We start from the raw sequence: 26,529 nt of genomic DNA, 5'->3' as shown, positions 1-26,529 counted from the left end.
TTTATGGAAAATCCTGTTTTAGTAAGTCTTGAAAATCATATCAAAACCATAACGCTCAATAACCCCACGCGTAAAAATGCCCTTACCAAGCAAATGGTTTTGCAAATTCACGAAGCTATCCAAGCCAGTGAAACCGACGGCACACGTGTAATTATTCTGACAGGGGCAGGCAAAGATTTTTGCAGTGGAGCAGATTTAGTGGCAGGCGGAGCAGAACTGATGTCGGGGGTTACAGAATACCTGAAAACTTGCGTCAATCCGTTGATTTTAGCGATGCATTACACGGATATACCCATTATTGCCAAAATTCGCGGGGTATGCGTGGGTTTGGGCTTTAATTTGGCACTGGCTTGCGATATGCTTTTTGCTTCCGAAGATGCTCGTTTCAGCGAAATTTTCACCAATATCGCTCTTTCAAGCGATGGAGGCGGTGCTTTTTTCTTGCCTCGTCGCATTGGCTACTACAAAGCCTTTGAACTAATGACAATGGCAAGTATTTTTACCGCCGATGAGGCATATCATTTGCGTTTGCTCAATAAGGTTTGCGAGGAGGAAACGCTGGATAAGGTTGTCAAAGAAATGGCAGAACGTTTGGCTTCGGGTCCTTGGGTGGCTATCAAACATACCAAAGCCAATTTGCGTGAAGGTTTCAAAGGAACTTTGGAAAAAACTTTGGAAATAGAAGCTGAAAATCAGGGAATTAACTTCAAAACCCAAGATTTCGCCGAAGGCGTACAAGCCTTTTTACAAAAAAGAAAACCGAATTTTCAAGGGAAATAGCAAATAAAATGTTTGATGTAAGAGACATAAAAAAATCCATTGATAGCAAAATAGTAAAGAAAATTTTTGGCAATAAAACCAATGCAAATCTTTTTTTGCAAAAACTTAACTTACCCAAAGAAAGTAATCCTTATGATAAAATTGTAAAAATATGGAATTACGAAGCTCACAAAGGCATTATTAGAGAAATGTTCAAAGAATTGCCTAAATTTACAAGTGGGATAGAGGGTGAAAGGTCTTTACAAATATTGTTAGAAGAGTGGGAAAAGTTAGGTTTAGGCGAAGTAAAATGGCCTTTTTCACAAGGAGCTTTTGACGAATTTGTGCAAAAAATCAATGGAGATAATCGTTTTAGCCGCCTGCAAAAAGACGAACAAGTAAAGGAAGCCGCCGTAAGATATAGAAGAATTAAGGAAATTAACACGGTAAGAAATGATTTTATAGAAACTTTGTTATTTTTAAAACACGAAGATTTAATCCCCACACTTTCCCACACCAGAGGCGTAGATTTTTTCATCAATGGTATTAGCTATGACCAAAAAGTAGCTAAAAGTCCTACAAATGAGTTCAAAAAACAATATGGCAACCAATGGAAAAGAGTTGCTTTGGAAAATCCTGCCGAAGTAGCTAAATATTTATATCAATACCAAGATGAAGGACGCTTTGGTGCATCGCCTCGCCTTTTTGTAGTATATTTGGACGAAGGGATAACACCTGTTCAAATTAAGCACATTATTGATAAAGCCCCAATACGAACACCTTTAGAAATTACTTTTTCCTATCAACACAAAAGTCTTGGTAGAATAACTTACAAGACCTTTTGCTTTATTATCTTGCTAACCAATGACTTATGAACTATATTGGCTCAAAATACAAACTTATCCCCTTTATACGTGAAACCATCTTGGAAGTTGTTGGTCAAGAAAAGCTATCAAAAGCTATTTTTTATGATGCTTTTGCAGGAACAGGCGTAGTAGGAAGAGTTTTCAAAAGCAAAGTAAAAAAAATTATAGCCAGCGATACTGAATATTATGCCTTTGTGCTTAATAGAAATTATATCCAAAATCATCAAGAAGTTTCTTCGCAAAATTTGTATTATCTCAATACTCTTGAAGGCAAAGAAGGATTTATATACCAAAATTACTCTGAAAAAGGTAGCTTACGTAATTATTTTTCAGCCCCAAACGGAAAAAAAATAGATGCTATACGCACAGAAATTGAAAACTTAAAAAATAGCATTTCTGAAGATGAATACTTTTTCCTGCTTTGCTCTCTTTTAGAAAGTGCGGATAAAGTAGCTAATACAGCTTCCGTATATGGTGCTTTTTTGAAGCAATTGAAAAAATCTGCTCAAAAACCATTTTTTTTAGAACCCGCTCATTTTGAAGTCAATCATCAAACTCATGAAGTATATCACGGCGAAGCCGAAAAAGTAATAGAAAAGGTATCAGGAGATATTTTATATTTAGACCCGCCTTACAATACTCGCCAGTATGGTAGCAATTATCATTTACTTAATACTATTGCTCTTTATGACCATTTTGAGCCACAAGGCAAAACAGGCTTACGACCCAATTATTACAAATCTTTATTTTGCTCTAAACAAAAAGCCCCCGAAACACTTGAAAAAATCATTGCCAAAGCTCAATTCAAATACATTTTTTTAAGCTACAATAATGAAGGCATTATACCATTAGAAAAAATTCAAACAATTATGCGTAAATACGGCACTTACGAGGTATTTTCCCAAAATTACAACCGCTTTATGGCTGATAAACCTTCCCAACGCTCTTACAAAGCAAACTATACCACTGAATTTCTACATTTTTTGGAAAAAAAACACTGAATTGTCAAAAATCGGTAATTGGGGTAAATTTACATCAACTTTTAATTTTTTCATTATCAAAAACTTGCATATCTCTGTATTTTATTTAACTTTGCTATAAAAAGTAGCAAAGATATGAAAAGACTTTTACTCATCTCTGTATGCGTGTGCGTTAGTATAAGCATTTCCTTTCCACAAAGCACAAAGGATTTTAATAAAAAAGTTTGGGCAAAAACAAGTCCGCAAGGTATTACCTTCATTGAAAACAAAAATCAATGGGAAAAATCTATTGCTTTTCGTGCCGATTTGCCAAGTGGCTTTCTTTTCGCCTACAACAATGCCCTGCAATTCAGTTTCTATGATAGTAAAGCCCTTGAATATTTACGCCACAAGCCCGCCCATCAGAATAATCCTGAATTTGCCATTTATGAAAAACAAAAAGGTATCAAGGCTCATAGCTTTGTAATAGATTTTTTAGGGTCAAACCCTGTGCAAGTGCAAGCCTTGGGCAAAGCCAAACCCACAATTTATCATTACTACATAGGTGAAAAAAGTCGTTGGGCTGAAAATGTAAAGGGATATGAGGGCATTTTGTACAAAAACCTCTACACAGGCATTGATTATGCGATTTTTCAGGGGGAAAATCATTTGAAGTACGAATTTTATGTAAAAGCAGGGGCAAATCCTGCATCTATTCAAATGGAATACAAACACGCCGAAAGTGTAAAAATCTTGCCTGATGGTACTTTGCTCATTCAAACTTCTGTGGGCGATATGTATGAAAAAAAGCCCATAAGTTACCAAATCATCAGAGGTAAAAAAGTTGAAATACCTACTGAATTTCGCCTGCAAGGCAATATACTTTCTTTCTACTTTCCAAAAGGATATAACAAAAATTACGACCTTATCATAGACCCTGAACTTGTATTTTCAACCTATTCTGGTGGAGTTTCTGATAATTGGGGTAATACCGCCGCCTTTGATAATGCAGGCAACTTATATTCGGGAGCTACGCTTTTTGGTTTAAGTTTTCCTAATTTTACAGGAGCCATCACTATTGGCAGTACAGGTTCAGGGGGAACAATTACTGATGTTGGCATTTTCAAATACAATGCCACAGGCACAACATTACAACAACTTACTTTCATTGGTGGATCAGACTCCGAAGTGCCTCATAGCTTGGTAGTGGATAGCCAAAATAATCTTTGGATTTTAGGAACAACCAGTTCTACGAACTTTCCTGCCACTTTTGGTTCTTTCGCAGGCGGAACGGGTCTCACCCCTATTTCAGGAATTTCCTACAACAACGGAAGTGATATTTTTGTAGTAAAACTTAATCCCACAGGAACGCTGAATGCTTCTCGGCTCATAGGCGGTACAGGCAACGATGGTATCAAACCTTCGGGGGGAATGGTTATCAATAATTACGGCGATGAATTTAGAGGAGATATTTATGCCGATGCTAATGATAATATCTATATCGCCTCTACTACCCGCTCTGCAAGTATTACAGGTATAACAGGCTCTTTGAGCGGTGTAGCAGACGGATTAGTTGTAAAAATGAACAATAGCTTAGGAATTTTATGGGGCAGATATATTGGCGGTTCAGGCATTGATTACGCCCTTTCCGTAAAAACCAACCAAGCAGGCGAAGTGTATGTAGGTGGAGGTACTAATAGCACCAATTTGCCCAATACCACAGGAGCCTTCAATCCTTCTGCGTTGGGCAGTGATGACGGCTTTATTATGCGTTTTGATGCTTTGGGAAATATCATTCGTACCACTTATTTAGGCACTTCTGCCGCTGATGTTTCCTTTTTTATAGATTTAGACTCTGATGAGGAAGTTTATGCTTTCGGACAGACTTTCGGTAATTATCCTGTGAGTTCGGGGGTGTATAATAACCCCAACAGCGGACAATTTATCCATAAAATTAGCCCCGATTTGGCTACTTCTCGTTGGAGTACGCGTATAGGTGCAGGCGATGGCAATCCTGATATTTCCCCTACGGCTTTTTTGGTGGTTACTGAAAATAACTGCAACAATATTTACATTGCAGGTTGGGGTGGCAGTCTGAATGGTTCGGGTAGTAGCGTAACCAATATGCCTACCACCGAAGACGCTTACAGACGTACCACGATAAATGGCAGAGATTTCTACATTGCCGTCTATAAACGCAATATGGAAAGACTTTTATATGCTACTTTCTTTGGTGAAAATGCTTCTAACGAAACAGGCGACCACGTAGATGGCGGAACAAGCCGTTTTTCTAAAAATGGTATTATTTACCACTCTACTTGTGCCTCTTGTGGAGGCACTAATGGCTTTCCTACAACGCCCGGGGCTTGGTCTAATACCAATAACAGCACCAATTGCAATAATGCCGTTTTTAAGTTCAAGCTCAATGTAACCGCTGATTTCCAAATGGTCAATCCTCGTAACTCGCAACTAATTAGCAGTGGTTCGGAAACTTGCGAACAAAGGGTAAGTTTTGTTTTCAATGCTATTGATGCTGATGACTTTTTGTGGGAAATTTTAGACGTGAATTTTAATGTAATTTTCTCTCAAAACACCGACCGCAATTTTTCATATACTTTCACTGCTCCCGGCGACTACAAAATTCGCCTCACCGTTACGAATTGCAATCAGGTAAGCCAAGCGATTAAAGATTTAAAGGTGATTTTTCCCAATTTTACCTTTCCTCCTGACCAAATCAATCTTTGCAGAGGAGAAAGCGTACAACTACAAGCCAGCGGAGCAACTTTTTATCAATGGAGACCTACCACAGGGCTAAATAATCCGAATATTCCTAACCCTATTGCCTCACCTACTCAAAGCATTACCTATACGCTCACTATGCGTGATGGCATTTGCGAAAGAGTAAAAAATGTTAGAGTAGAAGTTATACCTGCTACTCCTGCGGATTTCAACTTTACACTACTCAAAGAATGTAACAGCCCTTACCGAGTGCGTTTGCGTCTTGCTGATAATGTAGATACCACCAAATTCGTAAAATTCCGTTGGGATATGGGCGATGGCAATATTTTAGAAGGCACAAGACCTGATGAATACACCTACGCCGAAATGAATAGAACTTACACTATCACTCTGCTTGCTGAAAATCCAAATGGCTGTATTTCAAGAGCCACGAAACAAGTAATTATCCCCAAGCCCCCTATTTTCCCGCCGAATGTTATTACCCCTAATGGCGATGGCATCAATGATACTTTTGAAATTGCCGAAAAAAATGCTAAAATTCAGATTTGGAATCGTTGGGGGAAATTAGTATTCAAATCTGATAACTATCAAAACAATTGGGGCAAAGATGAAAACATCACCGCAGGTGTATATTACTACTATTTGGAAAGCCCTTCGGGAGTAAGTTGTAATGGCTGGGTGCAAGTGATGAAGTAAATTAAAAAGGCAGGCTAAAAAACCTGCCTAATATTTTTGGTTAAACTTTTTCTTTCACCTGTTCAATGGCTTGGCAGATATTCTGAAAAATCTCTTCTATATCACCAATGCCATTGATTTTACAGAGTTTGCCCTTGCTATGATAATAAGGCAAAACGTGCATTGTTTTGTTGTAGTATTCAAAAATGCGTTTGTTGATTTTTTCTTCTTCATCGTCAGAGCGTCCTTCTATCAGTTTGCGTTTTGCTAAACGCTCTCTTACTTCTGTTTCACTGACATCAAGAGCTACGACAGCGTGAATTGCCGTACCACGCTCTTTCATAAATTTATCCAACATTTCGGCTTGCACAACGGTGCGTGGAAAACCATCAAAAATAAAACCACTTACTTCGGGGTGAGCATCTAAAACCTCTTTGAGCATCGCAATAGTAATTTCATCAGGTACTAAAATACCATTATTGGTATATTCAACCACTTTTTTTCCAAGCTCTGTTTGCTCTTTGATATGTTTTCGGAACAAATCTCCTGTGGAAATATGAAACAAATTGTATTTGGCGATGAGTTTATCGCTTTGTGTGCCTTTGCCTGCACCCGGCGGACCGAAAATGACTAAATTTAACATTTTTCTGTAAAATTTTGATTTTTGATTAACGCAAAAATAAACTTTAACCAAAATTACACATTTTTCAAGAAATACAAATATTTTTGCGGGAAAATAATTTTTCAGCAAACAAGCTATGCAAAAAAAACACCTTCTCTTTTGGCGTAATTTCCCTAATAAGTGGCTCGTATATTGGTTTATGATTTTTGCTGTGGCTACTCTCATAGCTATGCTTATTAGTAGGCATTGGGGCTATCAGTGGCTTTATGAATGGAAAACGCTTATCACTACACAAAACCAAGAAATACCTCTGGAAACTTTTGAAAAAGGGCTTTTACAAGTTGATTTTCTTGTTCCTTCTTACTTTCAGCAATACTTATATGTAGCTACTGACCTAAAAATTCCCTTTTGGGCTTCGCAAGTTTGGTGGATAGTTATTTCGCTTGCTATCAGCTTGCTTGGAGCAAGCATAAGTTTTTTCAATAGAACTTATTTCCTACTTTCTGCTACACTAATGATAATTTTTATCATCACACTGCAAATTCATTTGCTCGGAATTTTTGGAATTTATGCCAAATGGCTATGGAGTGGCATTTGGATTGTACTGATTGTAGGGGCTAATTATTATTTTCACGCTTTTGGACAAAAATATTCGTTCTTGCAACGCTTTGGCATTAACCTCATTCTTTGGCTACTACTTGATTTACTTATTTTTCTTTTTGCCAAAGAAAGTAACCCAACCCTTTACTTATCCAGCTATGGTATTGTTTTGCCTGCTATTGTTGCAGTTAGTACTATTTTTTTAGTGGCTTCTGAAATTCCTTATTTAGTAGCTTCGCTTACCGCCACTCAACCCAAAAAATTAGGCTTTCATCTTTTTATAGTTTTGTATCTTACCAATTTGCTTTTGCTTTATTTACGCAATAGCAAGCAGTATAACACTAATTTTTTACTCATTGACGACTTTTACATTTTAGCTATTTCCCAAATAGCGGGCTTTTGGGGCGTTAGATACAACCCTTTATTTCAAACCATTGTCCCCGAAAGAATGCGTATTTGGGTGTATTTGGCTATGGTCATTATTACCAACATTACACTTTTTTATTTCAATACCACCGCCAACGAAGATGCCATCGCCGCAAGCGAAGATTTTATCACGTATTCTCACGCAGGTTTTGCTGTGGCTTTGTGGGTGTATGTTACATTTAACTTGCAAAAAATTAACTTTCAGGAAGCTAATCAAAACTTTTCACAAATATTTTATGGCAACCAAGAAGCCAAACCCATTCCTTGGTATCTGACAAGAGGATTAGGATTTTTACTAATGGGACTTTTGATTTACAAAGAAAATGCGATTGCTCTCAATCAAGCTATTGCGGCGTATTTCAGTGGTGTAGGTGATTTGTATTTAGAAAGTCCTCGTGAAACTGAACATTTGCTTGCAAACGACTCCTACGAAACAGCCCTTTCACGCGACCCCGTCAGTCATCGTTTGTGGCTTGCAAAGGCTTCTATCATAGGAAAAAAAGAAAATTTAAGCGAAGAACAAACTGAAAAACGTGTCAAAGCACTCAAACAAGCTCTTCTCCGCGACCCACAAGCCTTTACTTATGCTATTATTGCCCAAGAGTATATTGATAAAAATCAAATTCCGCAGGCTATTGCCTATTACTTGCAAGGTGTGCAAAAGTTCCCTCAAAATGCTTTCCTCTACAACAATTTAGGCGTGATGTACTCTTTGGAAAACAAGATAGATTCTGCCTATTTTTATCTAAAAAAAGCTCAAAATTATACCAAAAATCCCCTTGAAATTCAAACCAATGTACTGGGGCTTTTGGCTCGCAAGCCTTTTCTGCCACAGGATACTTTGGGTAAAATTTCCCCCCAAAATGATGCTACTTTTAATAGCAATCTTTTTGCCACTTTTAATGCCTACCAAAAAATGGCTAATTTCCCCTTTAATGTAAGTTTTGCAAGAAAAAATCTTGATGATACCACACTTCTGAACAAAAATCAAGCAATTTATTTGTATAATTTTTTATCAGCTAACGCCCAAGATACCAATGCTTTACACGTTATCAATCGTTTGCTCAATAGCAATCAGAATATCTCTTTGAACGACTTTCTCTTACAAGCCAAACTTAATCATTTTTACAAGAAAAACCATCATCAACAAGCCGTTGAAGCGAGCCGCTTTTTGGCTTACATATCTGCATCAGACTACCAGTACAATCTTGTAAAACATTTACTTAGATTAGGACAACCTTGGCAAGCTGTGCAAGCAGTGGAAAAATTGCAGAAAAATGAATTTGCCTCACAAAGTAAATCTGAAATCAACTACTTATGGGCAGTGGCTTTGAGCGAAGATAAAAATTTAGAAGAATGTGTAGGACTATGGCAATTGGTTGCTTTGGATAGCTTAAAGCCACAACGCAAAAAAATTGCCGAAACAATGTTCAAAATACATTATGCTGAAAAAAACAAATGGCAAGAATACTCCGACTCGGTGCGTTATGGAATGATTTACTACCGAAACGACCTTGACAATCAGCTCAAAATGCAAATGGCAGAAAGTATTCAGAACGAAACGCTGAAAGCCAAAGCCTTTGCCGAAACAGCCAACTTACTGCTCAAAGAAGGAAAAATAGCAGAAGCTGATAATTTTTTGCAGAAAATCCCTAATAACCTTTCTATTTCGCCAAATGCCCAAAGCGAACTCATTTGGGTAAAAATGAAAGTAGCTTTCTACAAAAATGATTTAAGCACGTTAAAAAATTTAGTAGAAAATTACAAGCTCAATGCTTTGTACGAGCCTTATCAGAAGTTTTTTAGAGGAGTTCTTGCAGAAAAAAATCAGCCTGATAATGCCTATAAATTGTACCAAGAAGCTATTTGGGGCAATCCGTTTGAAATAATGTTTTACCCCAATATAATTGCCCTTTCAAATGAATTGGACAAAAATCCACAAGGCAAGGCTTATGACTGGGCAGTACAAGCCACTCGCTTCAACGAACTTCACCCACTTGCTTGGAAATTGTATTTTGAACAATGCCTAAAAGCCGAATTCTGGGAATATGCCCAAGAGGCTTTAAGCAAAATAGAAAGTCTTGCTCCCCAAGATTTTCCTCGTTACAAGACAATGCTTACAGAAAAAAAGCGTTGATTAGTACAAAACAAGAAACAAGATGCAGGAAACAGGATTTTAGACATATTGATGCTATACACAAAAGGAATAAGAGATAAAGTTCTTAAAATCCTGAACTCCCAATGCTAAACTTTTTGAATGTAAATAATTACGGAAACAAGAGGCAAGAAATTAGTTAAAACAAAGTTTTTGAAACTCAAACTTCTGAACTTTCAAAATCTGAACTATTATGAGCAAAATTATCATTGAAACGCATCACTTGGCTCGCAGATACGAAATGGGTAGCGAGGTAATTCACGCCTTGAAAGATATTAGCATAACCATTCGTAAAGGCGAATACGTGGCTTTTATGGGACCTTCGGGCTCGGGAAAATCAACCCTGATGAATATTATTGGCTGTCTGGATACTCCCAATGAAGGCACTTATATCTTAAACGGCACGGAAGTAAGCGATATGAGCGATAATGAACTCGCCGAAATTCGCAACAAAGAAATTGGCTTTGTGTTTCAAACTTTTAACCTTTTGCCCCGCTCTACAGCTTTAGAAAATGTTGCTTTGCCACTCATCTATGCAGGAGTAGGCAAGAAGGAACGCATAGAACGAGCTATGGAAGCACTGAAAAATGTAGGTTTAGAAAACCGAGCCAAACATCGCCCCAACGAACTTTCGGGCGGGCAACGGCAAAGAGTTGCTATTGCAAGGGCTTTGGTAAATAATCCGAGTATTATTTTAGCAGATGAACCCACAGGTAACCTTGACACAAAAACCTCCCAAGAAATTATGGCTCTTTTTGATGCCTTACACCAAAAAGGAAACACCATTATTATGGTTACTCACGAAGAAGATATTGCCCGACACGCTCATCGTATCATACGCCTACGAGATGGCTTAATAGAAACTGATGAAGCCAATAAACAATTTAGCAGTCAATTAATATGAGCTTGAAGCTCAGTAAAAACGGCTTTCTGATTTCCTTACTTTTATTTCAAAAATTTTTGAGGTAAAAAAAATATTTTTCAAAGTTTTTTTGCATATTTGCCCAAATTGTATTTGTTTTGATTTGCGTTAGCCTCAAAAATTCTAAAAATTATGCAACAACCTATCAAATACTATTACGAAATTATTGAAAGTTGTATCCGTGATATGGGCGAAGACCCCGTAGCTTGCAGAGGCGAATTAGAAGGACAATGGAACTTGAAAAGAGGCTCGGCAAGCGTTTGGGTAGATGTTTGGGAAATGGAAAGCAACAAGCAAATTTATTTCCAACTGCTTTCGCCTGTGGTAGGCGTTCCCCCTACCAATCGTGAGGCTTTTTACCAAGAGCTTTTGCAAATCAATCATACTTTGTATGGTGTAGCTTTTACAATCAAGGATAATTATGCCTATATCAAAATGATACGCGAAGCACAAGGACTGGATAAAACCGAAGCCGCCGCTATGTTGGATAGAATTGGCTACTATGCCGACCTATACGATGATAAATTGCGTGAAAAATATTTTGGTAAATAATTGCCTCAAAAATTAAAAATAAATAACCGCACCAAAGAGCTTGATGCGGTTGTTTATTTTTAGGGAAACAACTTTGTATAAACGATAAAAAAAGCAAAAACTTTCAGAAAAAATCAACTTTTTAAGAAGTTTTTCACCACCTCTAAAAATGCTTGGGGCTTTTCAGCGTGAAGCCAATGCCCTGCCTCTGCTATGGTTTCTATAATTGCTTTGGGGAAATAATAACGAATAAGCTCAAAATCTTCATCAAGAATATAATGAGATTTTTCGCCCCGAACAAAAAGTGTGGGTTCATCAAAAGTAAGATTGGTATGCAAACCCTCACCTACATTGGCAATTTGTTCAGCGATAACAGCTAAGTTGATACGCCAAGCCCATTTTTCTCCTTCTCGGTACAGATTTTTGAGTAAAAAGGCTTTGGTAGAATCTTCTTTTACATAAAGGCTTAAAATTTCCTCCGCTTCTTTGCGAGATGTCAGTTTTTGTAAATCAATTGCCTGCAAGCCCTCTAAAATATGCTGATGATGAAGCGGATAACTTTTAGGAGCAATATCTGCTACAATGAGCTTTTCAATCTTGCTTGGAAAGTAGTTGCAAGCATAATACATTGCTGTTTTGCCCCCCATAGAATGCCCCAAAAGAGTAGGATTTTGCAGATTTTTAGCTTCTATAAATTCGTGTAAATCTTTCGCCATAGCCTCGTAAGTCCATTCAGAGCTATGAAAAGATTTGCCGTGATTGCGTTGGTCTATGAGATAAACCTTATATTCATCAGCCAAAGCTCTTCCGATAGTAAGCCAATTATCTGATGAACCAAAAAGCCCGTGAATAATCACAATTTCTTTACCTTTTGAACCTAATTCCTGATAGTATAGCATAATAGTAATAGATTTCCTGTTTCTTGCTTCCTACCTCCTGCTTCTATTTTGCTTTGCAAATTACAGAAAATTTTGCCTTGTAGTAAAATCCATTTTGAGAATTACAAGAAAAATCTTTACTTTGGGGCGTAATTTTGGAAAATAAACTTTTGTACGCAATGGAACTCTATCTTGATTCAGCAGACATCAAAGAAATTGAAGAAGCCTTCCAGCTCGGATTTCTCACAGGACTGACCACCACTCCTACTTTTATGCACCGCGAAGGCGTAAAAAATGTAGATGAAATTATCCTCAAACTTTCAAAAATGGTACCTATTTTACAAGTAGAAGCCCTTGGCGATAATGCAGATGAAATTGTAAAAGAAGCCAAAAGACTTGTAAAATTGGGTTTAAGCAAAGAAAAAACCGTTTTCAAAATACCTGTCTCTTTGGAAGGTGTAAAAGCCTGTAAAAAACTCACAGACGAAGGCTATCAAGTAAATATTCATTTGGTTTATACCCTCCAACAAGCCTATATGGCTATGGCAGCAGGGGCTACTTATGTATGCCCACTGGTGGGCAGATTGCAAGACCAAGGACACGATGCTCTGGCTCTTGTTCAGCAATGCGTAGATGCTGTAAATTATTATGGCTATCGTTCTAAAATTATGTTCTCTTCTGTGCGTAATGTAGAACACGTCAGAAATGCTATCAATATAGGTGTGCATACCATTACCGTGCCTTGGAAAATAATGAAACAACTCACCGAAAACCATTTCACGGCTATTGGCACACAACAATTTGAAGAACACACCAAACTAATGACTAAGCGTGTCAAAGATATTATTCGTCAGGAAAACCCTACCGTCAAGCTCACCGAAACCGTGCTTGATGCAATTGTGCAAATGACAGAATCGGGCTTTGGTGCTGTTTCTGTAATTGATAGTAAGAAAAACCTTGTAGGCGTTTTTACCGATGGCGATTTGCGTAGAAAACTTAAAGAAAATGGAAAAGATTTGCTCAAAAAGAAAATGAGCGAATTTGAGTTCAAAACGCCGCTTACCATTGAAAGCGATGCCCTTTTGAATGATGCCGTTCAACTTATTAAGCAAAAAAATGTAGATAATCTGATTGTTACCGAAAAAGGCAAGCTCAAAGGAATGTTAGATGTACAAGATTTGATAGATATTGGCTTGATGGGTTAATTATTACAACATACCCCTCTTTTACATAAAAACTTGTAGAGAGGGGTGTTTTTTTCAAAACTCACCGCCTAAATACTTTCCGATGTATTTCAGGGATATTTTTGGTTTAGAAGAAATTAAAAGAACACTCATTACAGCCCTTAGGCAAAATCACGTTGCACACGCTCAACTTTTTGCAGGGGCAGAAGGCTCGGCAAATCTGGCAATGGCACTGGCTTATGTTCGTTATATTTTTTGTCATAACAAAGGCGAATATGATAGCTGTGGCACTTGCCCCGCCTGCCGTAAATTAGATAAACTCACGCACCCTGATTTGCATTTTGTTTTTCCCACAAGTTCTACCCCCAAAATCACAAAACCTTTGAGCCAAGATTTGCTCAAAGAGTGGCGAGAATTTGCCTTGCAAAAAACTTACGCAGGCATAAGTGAGTGGCTGGAGCATATTGGGGCAGAAAGCAAAATGCCTAATATCAGTGCCGAAGAAAGCCGTAAAATCATCACTACGCTTTCGCTAATGCCTTTTGAAAGTGATTTCAAAGCAATGCTGATTTGGCTTCCCGAACTAATGCACCCCACAGCCGCCAATGCTTTGCTTAAAATTTTGGAAGAGCCGCCTCCTCAAACGCTTTTTTTTCTGGTAAGTCAGGAACCCGAAAAACTCCTGATTACTATTCTTTCGCGTCTGCAACCTGTACGCATACGCAATTTCAAGGATAGTGAGGTAAAAGAGTTTTTACAAGAAAAAATGCAAGTAGAGCCTCTCCGAGCTGAACAAATCGCTCATTTGGCAGAAGGTAATTTACTAAAAGCACAATATTTAGCCCAAGAAATTGTAGATGATAACCATAGTCTTTTTCGGAATTGGATGCGAATCTGCTACTCTCGCAAATACGCCGAACTCTGTAAAATGATGGAAGACTTTGGAAAAATGCCCAAAGAAGCTCAAAGAAATCTTTTGCAATACGGCTTAAATATGTGCCAAGAAACTTTGGTATATCGCTTTGCTGAAGGCAAACTCAATCGTCTTTCCGAAGAAGGAATGACCTTTGTACAAGGATTCTCCAAAACCATTCATACAGAAAATATCGCTAAATTTTACGAATTGCTCAACAATGCCATTTTTCATTTAGAAAGAAATGCAAACCCAAAAATTGTTTTTTTAGAAACATCTTTGCAAATTAGCCAAATTATTCGTTGAAAAATAAAATTTTACTTGATTGGATATGCAAAATAAGTACATTAAAGTTTGGCAACCTATCCAATTTAATGAAAAGTGGTCAAAAACCAACACTTCTTTATTTGACGAGCTTGCCCCAAGTTGGTATAAAAAAAGAAGTCAATTAAAAAAAAATAGCAAAGAATTTGATGAATTTCTTAACCAACTGAAAAGACAACACGCTATTGAAACAGGCATTATTGAAAAACTATACGATTTAAGTGAAGGCATCACTCAAACCTTCATAAAAGAAGGCTTTATTGAAAGTTATATCAGCCATAACGATACCAATATTTCCCCAAATCAACTGATGAATTATTTGAAACATCAGTTTGAAGCAATAGATTTTGTTTTTGATGTTGTTACGAATAATAGACCTATTAACAAGTCCTTCATTTTAGAACTTCACCAACTTGTTTTGAAAGGGCAGGAATATACTTGGGCAATTGACTCTTTGGGAAGAGAAATAAAAGTAGAAGTGTTGAAAGGGAAGTTCAAAATGCACCCTAATAATCCTAAGCGAAGTGATGGAACCATTTTTGAGTATTGCCCCCCACTTCAAGTGGATAGCGAAATAGACAAACTGCTTGAAATATCAAACGGGTTAGAAGCCAAACAAATCCACCCTATCATTTTGTCGGCTTGGTTTCATCACGCTTTTACTCAAATACATCCTTTTCAAGACGGGAACGGGAGAATGGCAAGATTGCTCGCAAGTCTAATTCTCATAAAACATCAGTTGTTCCCCCTAAATATTTTGCGAACAGAAAGAAAAGAATATATTGAAGCGTTAGAACAAGCTGATAAGGGAAATCCTGAAAATTTAGTAATTCTTTTCTGCAAAGTACAAAAAAGAAACATTGAAAAAGCCCTCAATATTCAAATGAGCTTTGATACGCTCTCAGTACTTGCTCAAACCTTCAAAGAGAAGGTAGAAAAAATGAGCTTGCAAGAAAAATTAGAACGTGATAAAACGATTGAGAAGAATTGGAATATCTTATCAGAAAGTGTGTATGAAATCATCGGGAAAATTCAACAAGAATTATTTGAAGTAATACCCAAAGAGAAAACTTATATTCAAACAATTGCTTCTAAACCCGAAAATTCCTATTACTACACGAAACAAATTATTGCATTAGCCCAAGAAAACGATTATTTCTTCAATAAAAACAGACCACGAAAATGGTTTAGAATATCTTTTCATATCTCGCAGTTCAAACGTTATGATATTATTATTTCGCTCCATTATTTCGGCTATTTTGACTCAGTAATTGCTCTTGGTTCTTTTGTTGAATTTATAGATAAAAGCAGAAAAAATCAAAGAATAGAACAAACTATCCCTATTCATATAAAACCCTATACCATATCACTTGAAAATGAATTTTCTGAAAATTCAAAGGAGAACTTAGAGGTGTTTCTGAAAGATGTCTTGAAAGTAGGAATGTCTATAATTATTAACGAATTAACATAGTTTCTAAAAATGGAAAAAACAAATTCCATAGCCGTTTTAGGGGGAGGCAGTTGGGCAACTGCTTTGGTTAAAATTCTTACCGAAAAGAATAATGTTCGCATTCATTGGTGGATGCGTAATAGCCGAACCGCCGCTTTCATTCGCCGTTTTCACATCAATCCGAATTATTTGAGCGATGTGTATATTGATGAAAACAAGGTAAAAGTTTGGCTCAACCCCAAGCAGGCAATTGCACAAGCTGAATATGTACTTGTAGCTGTTCCTGCGGCTTTTGTGGAAGAAGCCGTTCAGAATATTAGTGCAGAAGATTTGCAAGGCAAAAAAATCATTTCTGCCGTAAAAGGAATGATCCCCAACAAAAATTACTTGGTAACAGATTTATTTCACGAAGAAAAAGGCATAAAATTTAAGCAAATGGCAGTCATTGGCGGTCCTTGCCACGCCGAGGAAGTCGCTTTAGAACGGCAATCTTACCTGACCATAGGCACTTCCAACGAAGAACTCGCCCGCGAAGTAGCTCAAATGCTTACTTGCCGCTACATCAAAGCCACTCCCTACGACGATATGATTGGCGTAGAATACAGTGCCGTAATGAAAAATATCATTGCTCTTGCCTGTGGTATTTGCCACGGATTAGGCTATGGCGATAATTTTCAGGCGGTTTTGGTAACTAATTCTGTGAAAGAAATTAAAGCATTTTTAGATGCCATTTACCCACAACACCGAGATTTGAGCCATACTGCCTATTTAGGCGATTTGCTTGTAACTGCTTACTCTCAATTCAGCCGAAATAGAACATTCGGTAATATGATAGGCAGAGGATATAGCGTAAAATCGGCTCAAATGGAAATGAATATGATTGCAGAGGGCTACTACGCTGTAAAAAGTGTTTATACCATCAACGAGCAAAAATACAAAGTAGATATGCCTATTACCAGAGCCGTATTCAGAATTTTGTATGAAAAGGCTTCCCCAAGCAAAGAAATAGCCCTTTTACGAGAAAAGTTTGTCTGATAAAGATTCTCAAAAACAAAAGCCATAAGCCTTCATTTAGAATTTACAACTTAATTCCTTATCTTTGAAGCAAAACAACCCAAACGCATACGTTTATGTTAGAACAATTTTTTCAAATCAATTTTCTTTCAAAAATATTTTGCAGTGCATTTTTGGCTATTTTATTTTTGCAATCGGGTTTGGATAAAGTATTGGATTGGAAAGGCAATCTTTCGTGGCTGAAAAGCCATTTTTCAAAAACTTTCCTTAAAAATTCTGTGCCTTTACTTTTAGGTATCATCACCATTACAGAAGTGGCGGCAGGAGTATTCTCTTTGATAGGTTTTTTACATTTACTCATTACCCCCAAAAGCATTTGGGCTTATTATGGAGCAGTTTTGGCAACCGCTAATATTATTATGCTCTTTTTCGGACAACGCATCGCCAAAGATTACACGGGTGCGGCAGGATTAGTACCTTATTTTATAGCCTGCCTAATGGCTATGTGGATATTATGGTAAAACGAAATGATTGTTATGAAATTTCGCATAGGACAGGGATATGATGTGCATCAATTAGCCGAAGGGCGTGCTTTTTGGCTTGGGGGCTTGCAAATCCCCCACACACGCGGAGCCGTAGGACATTCCGATGCTGATGTGCTTATTCACGCTATTTGCGATGCACTACTCGGAGCTTTGGCTCTGCGTGATATTGGTTATCATTTTCCCAACAAAGACCCCCGCTATAAAGATATTGATAGCAAAAAGCTTCTAACCCAAGTAGTAGCTATGATTCACGAAAAAGGCTACCTAATTGGCAATGTAGATGCTATGGTATGCCTTGAAGAGCCTAAAATCAATCCGTATATTCCTGAAATGCAGAAAATTCTTGCCGAAATTATGCACATCAGCCCCGATGAGGTTTCCATTAAAGCTACTACTTCCGAAAAATTAGGCTTTGTAGGGCGAAAAGAAGGGATTACCGCCACCGCAATAGCATTGATTTACAAAAACTGATTTTTTCCAAAAAAGACCAACAAAATTTTTATCATTTATGCAAACTCACCAAACTTACCTTGAAGCCAACCGAGAGCGTTTTTTAGCAGAACTGATAGAATGGCTAAAAATACCTTCGGTAAGTACTGATGAAAGCAAAAAAGCAGATGTAAGACGTGCCGCTGAGTTCTTGCGAAATAAACTATTAGAAGCAGGTGCCGATACAGCAGAGCTTTGCGAAACCGCAGGACACCCCATTGTATATGGTGAAAAAATTATTGATAAAAATTTGCCTACGGTGCTTGTGTACGGGCATTATGATGTTCAACCTGCCGACCCCTATGAACTTTGGGACTCGCCCCCTTTTGAGCCTGTCATCAAAAAGACAGCTCTACACCCGCAAGGAGCTATTTTTGCTCGTGGTGCCTGCGACGATAAAGGACAAACTTATATGCACGTCAAGGCATTGGAAATGATGCTAAAAACCAACTCTTTACCCTGCAACATAAAATTTATGGTTGAAGGCGAAGAAGAATGTGGTTCGGGTAATTTAGAGCCTTTTATCAAACAAAATAAAGAACGCCTCCAAGCCGATGTTATCCTCATTTCTGATACAGGTATTATTGCCAATGATATTCCCTCAGTAGAAATAGGTTTGCGTGGTTTATGTTATGTAGAGGTAGAAGTTACAGGACCCAACCGCGATTTACATTCGGGTGTGTATGGCGGGGCAGTAGCTAATCCTATCAATGTGCTTTGCCAAATGATTGCCTCTCTCAAAGACGAAAAAGGCAGAATTACCATTCCTCATTTCTACGACAAAGTGCAAGAACTTTCCGCCGAAGAGCGTGCCGAAATGGCAAAAACGCCCTTTGACTTAGAAACTTACAAAAAAGATTTAGGTATTGATGACGTAGCAGGCGAAGATGGATATTCTACCATTGAACGCACTTCTATTCGTCCTACGCTTGATGTGAATGGTATTTGGGGTGGATACATACAGGCAGGTGCTAAAACAGTGCTTCCTTCCAAGGCTTTCGCCAAAATTAGTATGCGGCTTGTGCCACATCAGCACCCCGACGAAATTGCTGAACTCTTTGAACAGCACTTCCGAGCCATTGCTCCCAAATCTGTGAAGGTTGATGTTCGCTTTCATCACGGCGGTTTCCCTTACGTAATGCCCACTAACTCCATAGAATACCAAGCGGCGAATTTGGCTTTGGAAGAAACTTTTGGCAAAAAGCCTATTCCTACGCGTGGTGGAGGAAGTATCCCGATTGTAGCTCTTTTTGAAAAAGAATTGGGCTTGAAATCGGTGCTTTTGGGCTTCGGACTGGATTCTGATGCTATCCACTCCCCTAACGAGCATTACGGAATTTTTAATTTTTTCAAAGGTATTGAAACCATACCACTTTTTTACAAACATTACATTCGCCTGAAAAATAACGCCTGAAAAGTACCGAAACCTACTTTCACAAAGTTGAACTTTGAGGAAGTAAGTTAGAATGTAAAAGTTCTCATCAAATAACTATGCTAAGCATCTTTGACTATAAAAAACTCTATCTTTCGGAGCAGTCATTTTATCAGTTCTTAAAACTTGATGATGACTTGATAATTTTAGATAGTTGCCAAAGTATTTTTGAAATACCTATCGGGGAAAGTTTGATAACAATTTTCCCCTTTTTGGAAAGTATTAGCCAAGCTATACAAACTGAAAAAACCATTTTTCTGCCACGCATAGACATTTCGGAGAATGAGGACGAAAACAAGTTTTTTGATTTTCTGCTTTTCCGTGAGGAACGTTTCCCTGATAAACCCATTATTTGTATTATCAAAGATGTGAGCCGTAGTGAAAAAAGTGTTTTGGAAATGGAGCAATTAGCACGGCTAGCTATGCTTGAAAACGAGTACCTGAACTTGCAAAATAAAAATATTCAATTAGAAAATATAATCTTACAAATGCGTAACGAGGAATTACGCAAAAGCCGTGATTTGAAAAACCTTTTTTTCTCTAAAATCAGCCACGAATTACGCTCTCCTGTAAATGGTATTTTAGGACTTTCGCAAATCATTTTAGAACAAGAAAACCCCACAGGCGAGCTTAAAGAATACATTGAAAGTATTTATACTGCCTCAAAGCATTTAAGAACTATTTTAGATGATATTTTAGACCTTTCCAAATTAGAAAGTGGCTCTATTCGCCTGCAAAAGCAACATTTTCAGCTTAATACTATTTTTCAGCACCTACAACTCAATTTCTTGCAAATTTTAGAGAAAAAACACCTGAAATTGTATTTTGAAATTGACGAACAAATTCCTCATACGCTTATAGGTGATGAGGTACGTCTGACACAAATTTTTTACAATCTCATCAGCAATGCTGTCAAATTTACAGAGCAAGGGCAAATTAGTGTAAAAGCTACATTAGAGAGCCTTCAAGCCAACCAATGTAAGCTCAAATTTGAAGTCGCTGACACAGGCGTAGGAATGAACGAAGAAGAAACAAAACGCATCTTTGACCCATACGAGCAAGTAGGCAACCTTTCTTATCAAGAACTTGGCGGTACAGGATTAGGACTTTCGGTAGTAAAGCAACTCGTAGAAATTTTTGGCGGAAATATTCAGGTTAGCAGTCTGAAAAATGTAGGAACAACTTTTGTATTTACTATTCCATTTGAGTTTCTACCCAAACAAGAAATTTCCGAAACTCACCCAAAATATCAATTTTTTGCCCTCAAGGCTCTTTTGGTTGATGACTCGGATATCAGCAGACTTTACACCCAAAAACTGCTTAAACAATTAGGGTTTGAGGTAAGCGTATGTAGCGAAAGTAACAAAGCCCTTGAAATGCTCAAAAATCAATATTATGACTTACTCATTACCGACTTACAAATGCCTAATTTACAGGGAGATGAGATGGTAAAAATCTTTGAAATGAACAATCCTCACAAAAATAAAACCGCCATACTTTACGCTACGGGTAGTTTGGGGCTACGCAAAGTCAATTATCCCATTCTGTTGAAACCTTTTTCGCAGGAACAATTACTTTTTATCTTGGAACAAGTAATACCACAAGAAAAACGTACCTTGTGCAGTATGAATTATTTGCAAAAAATCACAGATGGACAAAAAGATTTTATGCAAGAAATGCTTGACTCGCTGATGATAAGTATCCCCGAAGATATTAGCAAAATTGGGGAATTTCTCAATAGCCGAGACCAACACAATTTACACAAAGCTATTCATAAGCTCAAACCCTCTACCACACTGATTGGCAGTGAAGTACTTTCTCGCATAGCCACTGAAATGGAAAAAATGACGCTTCAAGCCCCCACCAATTGGGAAAAATTGCAAAACTATTACGAAGTTATGCAAAAATTAGTAAATTCGTGTAGCGAAAATATGAAAAAATTGGCTGAAATTTGAAACTGAAATTTAGTTTATCCTTTTTTCTTTTGAGTATCATACTTTTTCCTTTTTTAGCAAAAGGACAAAATGCTCTTTTTTCACAATATTACGAGCCTACCCCTTTATTACAAAACCCTGCTTGGGCGGCGGCAAGGCAAGAAATATGGGCTTCGCTGAATTTTCGCAGACAGCAAATCGGTATAGGGCAAGGTATTAGCACTTCTGCTTTTCAGTTTGTATTTCCTTTGGTTGATGCTTCTAACTATCAGGCAGGAGGTTTTGGTCTACTGGCTCTCAATGAGAGAGCAGGCAAAGGCGGACTTTTGCAAACCAACGCTATTTTAGCAAATTTAGCCTATCGTGTCAATTTCACCGAGTATGACCACTTGGCTTTCAGCTTGCAGGGAGGTTATTTTTTTCGCAGATTGAATGCCAATCTACTTACTACTGAAAGTCAGTACACTATCAATGGCTTTGATGCTTCGCTTCCCCTGAATGAACCCCTCTCCGACTTTCGCTCCGATTTTCCTGCGGTCAATGCAGGACTTTTGTGGTATGGCGAAGATGATGAAAAACTGCTTTATTACGTAGGTGTAGCAGGTTACACACTCAACCGCCCCAATACTACTTGGTTTGCAGAAGTGAGCCGTATTCCTTTGCTCTGGAACATCACAGGAGAGTTTTTTCTTGCAGAAAAAGATAATTGGACATTCCACTCTACGGCTCGTTATATGGAACAAAGTAGCAGACGAAATCTTTCTTTGGGGGCTTTGGCTCGCTATAATGCCAAAGAACGTAACGAACAAAAATATCGTTTAGGGGCAGGATTGTGGTACAATACCAATAAAGCACTGGTAGCAAGTCTTGATTTTTGGCAGAAAAATTATCAATTCTCATTTAGCTATGATTTTGCTTTGGGCAATAGAAACATAGCAGGACAAACTTTAAGTGCTTTTGAAATCAGTTTGCTTTGGCGAAATCCTTTTGAAAGAAACCAAAAATCAAAAACTAAAAAGCAGAAAATAGAAAAAAAAGATACTGGCAAGCCTCCTATTTCGCAAATAGATAAACCCAATCCTACCGAAAAGCCCCAAGACACACTTAACAAAGATAGCCAAATTCGTTTAGATACTGCTCAGAAAATGACTAAACAAGCAGGCGAAGCCAACCGAGTAGAGCAAAAAGGAGGCTTGAAAGTCATTATTCGCGAGCCGATAGAAATTTCTGCTAAAAAATCAAAAAGCAGGCTCTCACCACTGGAAAAACAAATGTTTAAGCCCGTTTTTCCTGATAAAGATGGCTTTTTGGAAATAGATAAGGCGAAAATTTATCAGATAGCCCAAATTTTAGAAAAAAACGAAGATTTCAAAATCAAGATTGTTATTTTTGCCAATAGAGAGTACTCTGAAACTGAATTTCTGAAAATTCAGGCAGATGATTTGAAAGAAAAACTTATCTTGCAGGGGATTGCTCCCGAACGCATTATTCGTCAGAATATCGTACGAAAAAATGAAAAAAATCGTTTGGAATGGGTAATTTTGCAAAAATAAATTTCTAACAAAATCAAATATGCTTTTTTCTGAATTTCAATCCATTACACCCCAAGATTGGCTTTCGCAAATTGAAAAAGACCTGAAAGGCAAGCCATTGGAGGAAATTTTAGCCAAAAATTACGAAAATATACCTATCAAGCCTTTCTACACACAAGCAGATGTAAATGTAGTATTTTCACAGGCTCTTGCTCAAAGTATGTTGCGAAATAAAAATTTCACCTTATCCGAAGGAACAATGGGACGAGCCGTGGAATACATCGGCGATTGGCTCAATAGCGGTAGAGACTGGAACGAAACGGCTTTTGAAACTTTTTTGAAAAGTGTATTGCAAGAAGATTACATTACTATCAATGCCTCGTTTCTACATAACGCAGGAGCGAATGCTATTCAAGAAATTGCTACCATTCTGGCCATTTTGAATGTATATCTACAAAAATTGATTTCAGAAAGTATTGATATTGAAGCATTTACAAGAAAAATTAGAATCGTTGTAGCTGTGGGGAGTAATTTTTTTATGGAAATCGCCAAACTGCAAGTAATTCCTCTCTTGGTAAATCGGCTATTGGTGCAATATTTGGGCAGAGAAAGTGAAATCTATCCCCGTTTGATTGCTGTAAATGCTTTTATCAATAAATCAGCTCGCGATGCCTATAATAATATCATCAGAAGCACTTTGGAAGTAATGGCGGCTCGTTTGGGAGGGGCTGATGAAGTTTCTGCCATCCCCTACGATTATTTTTTAGGCGGAACAGAAAATAGAGAAAGTGAATATATTGCTACTTGCATAGACAGAATTCTGCATCACGAAAGCAAAATTGATTTTGTAAAAAATGCTACACAAGGCACTTATTTTGTAGAATATTTGGCTTACGAACTTGCTCAAAGAAGTTGGGCTTTACTGCAAGAAATTGAAAAACAAGGCGGATTGATTGCCTACGAAAGTAAAGGACTATTAAGCAGGCAAATTCAAGATGTAGCCAAGCAGAAAATTGCGGATTTTCAGCAGAAAAAAAGTGTATTGATTGGCGTAAATAAATACCCCAACCCCAAAGACGAAAATCTGCAAGTTGAACGTAAAAACATAGATAGCTTTTTCGCAAGCAGAGCTATTCGTGAGTTTCGCTTGGAGGAATTTTTGTAATTATCTGAAAAATTATTACATAGAAATTGATTATTCTTTATCCATTTTGTCCTCTAACCTGAACCGCACGCCCAGATACAACTCGCGTCCGCGTGTGGGACCCCAAACAGAAGAAGTATCAAAATAAGGACTAAACGGATTTTGCCAACTGATAATGGGTTGCAATTGTCTGAAATCAAAAATATTTTCGCAACCTGCATACACCTCAAACCTTTTGAAATTGTAGGTAAATTGGGCATTTACAAGAGCAAAAGGACGTGAAAAATCTGGGCGTTGAAACTCCACAGGATTGGATTGGGTATTGGGCAAACGCTGCTTTCCGTACCAATGCACATTCATATCAAAATGAAATTTGTTGCTGAGCGGTTTGTAGCTCAGGCTTGTCAGTATCTTGTGCATCGGGTTGAAAGGTAGCAATTGCTTGGTTTCGCCAACTTCCCGATATACGTTGAGGTAGTTATAGCCTGTTTTCAGTTCAAAACGCTTGTAAATTTTCAAATACAATTCTGCCTGAAAACCATTGCTAACACTCCTGCCCGTAAAGTTTTTGATGATGGCTTTGGTGGCATCGGTATCGTAGTCGGGGAAGATTTGGTTTTGAAAATCGGTTCTGTAATAATCGGCACTGAAATAACCCGAAAGGTTTTCATTTTGAGTTTCAAATTTTTGGGTTAGGTTAATGCCGTAATTGATAGCTTTTTCGGGTTGCAATGGCTCGGCAAAAATAATATCTCTTGAACTAACGAGTAGCCCAATATTTTCGCTGAAAAGATTAACGGTTCGCCAACCTGTGCCTATGTTGGCTCGCACAATGGTTTGAGGCGTGAGGTCGTATTTTAGCAATGTTCGTGGCGTAAGTTGAAACCCAAACTGATTGTGCTGGTCGCCCCGAAAGCCTGCAATCCACGTCAGTTTGTCGTTGAAAAATCGCATCACATTTTCAGCAAAAAGCCCCCAAATGTTTTCTATTCTGTGGTAGTTTCCTACGTAGGTACGTGGCAAAAAAGTATCGGTAAAAGCAATATTTTCATTCAAATTGAGATGGCGAAAACTGAAACCTGTTTTGAGGTCGTGTTTGGCGTAGCTATGCTCGTATTGAATATTGCCGTAAAAATTGCTTTGCTGTGCTTGGTATTTCACCGTGCCGAAAAAAGAATGTTGTTGGTGGTGGAAAGCCGAAACAAACCCGACAAGACTGCTTTTGTCGTTGAAGCGATAGCCTGTTTTTGTCCAAATTTCGGGCTGATGGATATTTACGCTTTGCCCATACACAATGCTACTGCCTTTATCGGTTTCAGGATTAAAAAAAGTTTGCCCACCGATGCGTTGCTCGCTCAAAAACCGTACACCTACTCGGCTGTGCCAGCCCCATTCTTTCTCGTTGCCGTATTTCCATTTGTTAGAAATCATATAACGAGTAAGCAGAGGCAAGTCAAGAAAATTGTCCTTATCTCTATCAATTTTTTGGGCAGGTTGAACGGTGTGCAATGCCGTTAAATTGCTCCATTTGTTTTTTTTGAAGGCATAGTTTGCGTTGAAGTGTTTTTCCAAAAAATTGTTCATATACACATTGAGCAAAAGACGGTCGGTTTGGTCAGGTTCTTTGGTTTCTACATTGATTTGCCCGCTGATGCTCTCAAAGCCTTGTAATACGCTGTTTGCTCCTTTGGCTACGTAAATGTTATCTACCAATGTACCCGGAATGCTGCTAATGCCATAGGTGTAAGTCAGACCTTGTATCATAGGAAAGCCGTCAATCAGCACCTGATTATACACGCCCGACAAGCCCAAAATGCGAAGTTCTTTTGAATTGGTTATCACATTTGTAACCTGCGGTTGTACGGTGGTTTGAGTTTCAAAACAGCCCGATAAGTCGCAACAAGCGGCTTTTTTGAGTTCGGTCTGGGTGATTTGCTCGGTTTTAATCGGAGTAAGGTCTGAAATAATTACGCCCTCACGCTCACCGCGAACGACTATCTCTTTGAGGTTTGAGGCATCTTGCAATACAAACTCAACAATGGTTTGATGAGTAATTTCAAGTGTATCGGGCGTATAACCTACATAACTGGCAATAAGTTTTTTATTTGAAATGCCTTGTGCAGAAATTTCAAATGTTCCTTTTTCGTCAGTGGTTACGCCTGTGGTAGTCCCGAGCCAAAAAACACTTGCCCCTGCGAGAGGTTCTTTTTTGAGATTAGTTACTTTGCCTACAATATTTTGAGCCGAAATGCCGAAGGGAAACAATAAACCAACATTCAGTCCTCCGACAAAATTTTTAGTTTGAAAAAGTAAAAAAAGAGCCATATAATTGTTGAGAGAAAAAACAAAGTTTATATGGCTCACACACAAGGGAAAGCTTTACGCAAAGGTAATGAAATGTTAGCTGTTTTGCAAAAATATTTATCAGATTGGCAT

The 26,529-nt window shown here is 37.9% G+C and carries 20 protein-coding genes; 17 read left to right on the top strand and 3 right to left on the bottom strand.

Translation table 11 applies throughout. From position 1 onward, the window contains the following. The first annotated feature begins 3 nt into the window (after positions 1-3). The 4 genes from Rain11_RS06420 to Rain11_RS06405 all read left to right on the top strand — a co-directional run bounded on the left by Rain11_RS06420 (position 4) and on the right by Rain11_RS06405 (position 6,019). On the top strand, positions 4-780 hold the full coding sequence (locus Rain11_RS06420; protein ID WP_101358525.1) for an enoyl-CoA hydratase/isomerase family protein: 777 nt from the start codon (positions 4-6) through the stop codon (positions 778-780). A gap of 8 nt (positions 781-788) precedes the next feature. Beyond that, the gene (locus Rain11_RS06415) at positions 789-1,634 is read left to right on the top strand and encodes a hypothetical protein (protein ID WP_101358524.1); all 846 of its coding nucleotides are present in this window, start codon (positions 789-791) and stop codon (positions 1,632-1,634) included. After that, positions 1,631-2,626, top strand: a complete 996-nt coding sequence (locus tag Rain11_RS06410; RefSeq protein WP_101358523.1) for a DNA adenine methylase — start codon at positions 1,631-1,633, stop codon at positions 2,624-2,626. Before Rain11_RS06415 ends, Rain11_RS06410 begins: the two co-directional genes overlap by 4 nt. 114 nt (positions 2,627-2,740) lie before the next feature. Beyond that, positions 2,741-6,019 carry a DUF7948 domain-containing protein gene (locus Rain11_RS06405; RefSeq protein ID WP_101358522.1) on the top strand — a complete coding sequence of 1,093 codons (3,279 nt, stop codon included), beginning with the start codon at positions 2,741-2,743 and terminating at the stop codon, positions 6,017-6,019. Between the two features lie 40 nt (positions 6,020-6,059). Here Rain11_RS06405 and Rain11_RS06400 read toward each other — a convergent pair whose 3' ends face one another. Beyond that, positions 6,060-6,641: an adenylate kinase gene (locus Rain11_RS06400; RefSeq protein WP_101358558.1), complete on the bottom strand. Its 582-nt coding sequence runs from the start codon at positions 6,639-6,641 to the stop codon at positions 6,060-6,062. Between the two features lie 115 nt (positions 6,642-6,756). On the opposite strand from Rain11_RS06400, the gene Rain11_RS06395 reads away from it, so the two are divergent. The 3 genes from Rain11_RS06395 to Rain11_RS06385 all read left to right on the top strand — a co-directional run bounded on the left by Rain11_RS06395 (position 6,757) and on the right by Rain11_RS06385 (position 11,275). Next, positions 6,757-9,783 (top strand): tetratricopeptide repeat protein, encoded by a 3,027-nt coding sequence (locus tag Rain11_RS06395; protein ID WP_101358521.1) that lies wholly within the window; start codon positions 6,757-6,759, stop codon positions 9,781-9,783. A gap of 211 nt (positions 9,784-9,994) precedes the next feature. After that, the gene (locus Rain11_RS06390) at positions 9,995-10,705 is read left to right on the top strand and encodes an ABC transporter ATP-binding protein (RefSeq protein WP_101358520.1); all 711 of its coding nucleotides are present in this window, start codon (positions 9,995-9,997) and stop codon (positions 10,703-10,705) included. A 150-nt stretch (positions 10,706-10,855) separates the two neighbouring features. Beyond that, complete coding sequence (locus Rain11_RS06385) at positions 10,856-11,275, top strand: YbjN domain-containing protein (protein WP_101358519.1); 420 nt, start codon at positions 10,856-10,858, stop codon at positions 11,273-11,275. Between the two features lie 113 nt (positions 11,276-11,388). Here Rain11_RS06385 and Rain11_RS06380 read toward each other — a convergent pair whose 3' ends face one another. Beyond that, positions 11,389-12,153 carry an alpha/beta fold hydrolase gene (locus tag Rain11_RS06380; RefSeq protein WP_317042749.1) on the bottom strand — a complete coding sequence of 255 codons (765 nt, stop codon included), beginning with the start codon at positions 12,151-12,153 and terminating at the stop codon, positions 11,389-11,391. Positions 12,154-12,311: 158 nt separating this feature from the next. On the opposite strand from Rain11_RS06380, the gene Rain11_RS06375 reads away from it, so the two are divergent. The 10 genes from Rain11_RS06375 to Rain11_RS06330 all read left to right on the top strand — a co-directional run bounded on the left by Rain11_RS06375 (position 12,312) and on the right by Rain11_RS06330 (position 24,114). Beyond that, positions 12,312-13,337 carry a transaldolase family protein gene (locus Rain11_RS06375; RefSeq protein ID WP_101358557.1) on the top strand — a complete coding sequence of 342 codons (1,026 nt, stop codon included), beginning with the start codon at positions 12,312-12,314 and terminating at the stop codon, positions 13,335-13,337. Between the two features lie 82 nt (positions 13,338-13,419). Then, positions 13,420-14,535 carry a DNA polymerase III subunit gene (locus Rain11_RS06370; RefSeq protein ID WP_101358517.1) on the top strand — a complete coding sequence of 372 codons (1,116 nt, stop codon included), beginning with the start codon at positions 13,420-13,422 and terminating at the stop codon, positions 14,533-14,535. 25 nt (positions 14,536-14,560) lie between these two features. Continuing rightward, positions 14,561-16,024 carry a Fic family protein gene (locus Rain11_RS06365; protein ID WP_101358516.1) on the top strand — a complete coding sequence of 488 codons (1,464 nt, stop codon included), beginning with the start codon at positions 14,561-14,563 and terminating at the stop codon, positions 16,022-16,024. A gap of 9 nt (positions 16,025-16,033) precedes the next feature. Next, positions 16,034-17,038 carry an NAD(P)H-dependent glycerol-3-phosphate dehydrogenase gene (locus Rain11_RS06360; RefSeq protein ID WP_101358515.1) on the top strand — a complete coding sequence of 335 codons (1,005 nt, stop codon included), beginning with the start codon at positions 16,034-16,036 and terminating at the stop codon, positions 17,036-17,038. A 95-nt stretch (positions 17,039-17,133) separates the two neighbouring features. Then, the gene (locus Rain11_RS06355; protein ID WP_101358514.1) at positions 17,134-17,538 is read left to right on the top strand and encodes a DoxX family protein; all 405 of its coding nucleotides are present in this window, start codon (positions 17,134-17,136) and stop codon (positions 17,536-17,538) included. 15 nt (positions 17,539-17,553) lie between these two features. Further along, the gene (ispF, locus tag Rain11_RS06350; RefSeq protein ID WP_101358513.1) at positions 17,554-18,033 is read left to right on the top strand and encodes a 2-C-methyl-D-erythritol 2,4-cyclodiphosphate synthase; all 480 of its coding nucleotides are present in this window, start codon (positions 17,554-17,556) and stop codon (positions 18,031-18,033) included. Positions 18,034-18,070: 37 nt separating this feature from the next. Beyond that, positions 18,071-19,465 (top strand): dipeptidase, encoded by a 1,395-nt coding sequence (locus tag Rain11_RS06345; RefSeq protein WP_101358512.1) that lies wholly within the window; start codon positions 18,071-18,073, stop codon positions 19,463-19,465. Positions 19,466-19,542: 77 nt separating this feature from the next. Continuing rightward, positions 19,543-21,438: an ATP-binding response regulator gene (locus tag Rain11_RS06340; protein ID WP_101358511.1), complete on the top strand. Its 1,896-nt coding sequence runs from the start codon at positions 19,543-19,545 to the stop codon at positions 21,436-21,438. Then, positions 21,435-22,970 (top strand): PorP/SprF family type IX secretion system membrane protein, encoded by a 1,536-nt coding sequence (locus Rain11_RS06335; protein ID WP_101358510.1) that lies wholly within the window; start codon positions 21,435-21,437, stop codon positions 22,968-22,970. Before Rain11_RS06340 ends, Rain11_RS06335 begins: the two co-directional genes overlap by 4 nt. Before the next feature lie 19 nt (positions 22,971-22,989). Next, on the top strand, positions 22,990-24,114 hold the full coding sequence (locus Rain11_RS06330; RefSeq protein ID WP_101358509.1) for a methylmalonyl-CoA mutase family protein: 1,125 nt from the start codon (positions 22,990-22,992) through the stop codon (positions 24,112-24,114). 30 nt (positions 24,115-24,144) lie between these two features. On the opposite strand, the gene Rain11_RS06325 is transcribed toward Rain11_RS06330, so the two are convergent. Next, on the bottom strand, positions 24,145-26,418 hold the full coding sequence (locus tag Rain11_RS06325; RefSeq protein WP_101358508.1) for a TonB-dependent receptor: 2,274 nt from the start codon (positions 26,416-26,418) through the stop codon (positions 24,145-24,147). Positions 26,419-26,529: the final 111 nt, after the last annotated feature.

The organism is Raineya orbicola (assembly GCF_002843425.1).
In the GTDB taxonomy this organism is placed as follows: Bacteria; Bacteroidota; Bacteroidia; order Cytophagales; family Thermonemataceae; genus Raineya; species Raineya orbicola.
The sequence above is the reverse complement of the archived record's forward strand: the minus strand, read 5'-3'. Positions and strand labels throughout refer to the sequence as shown.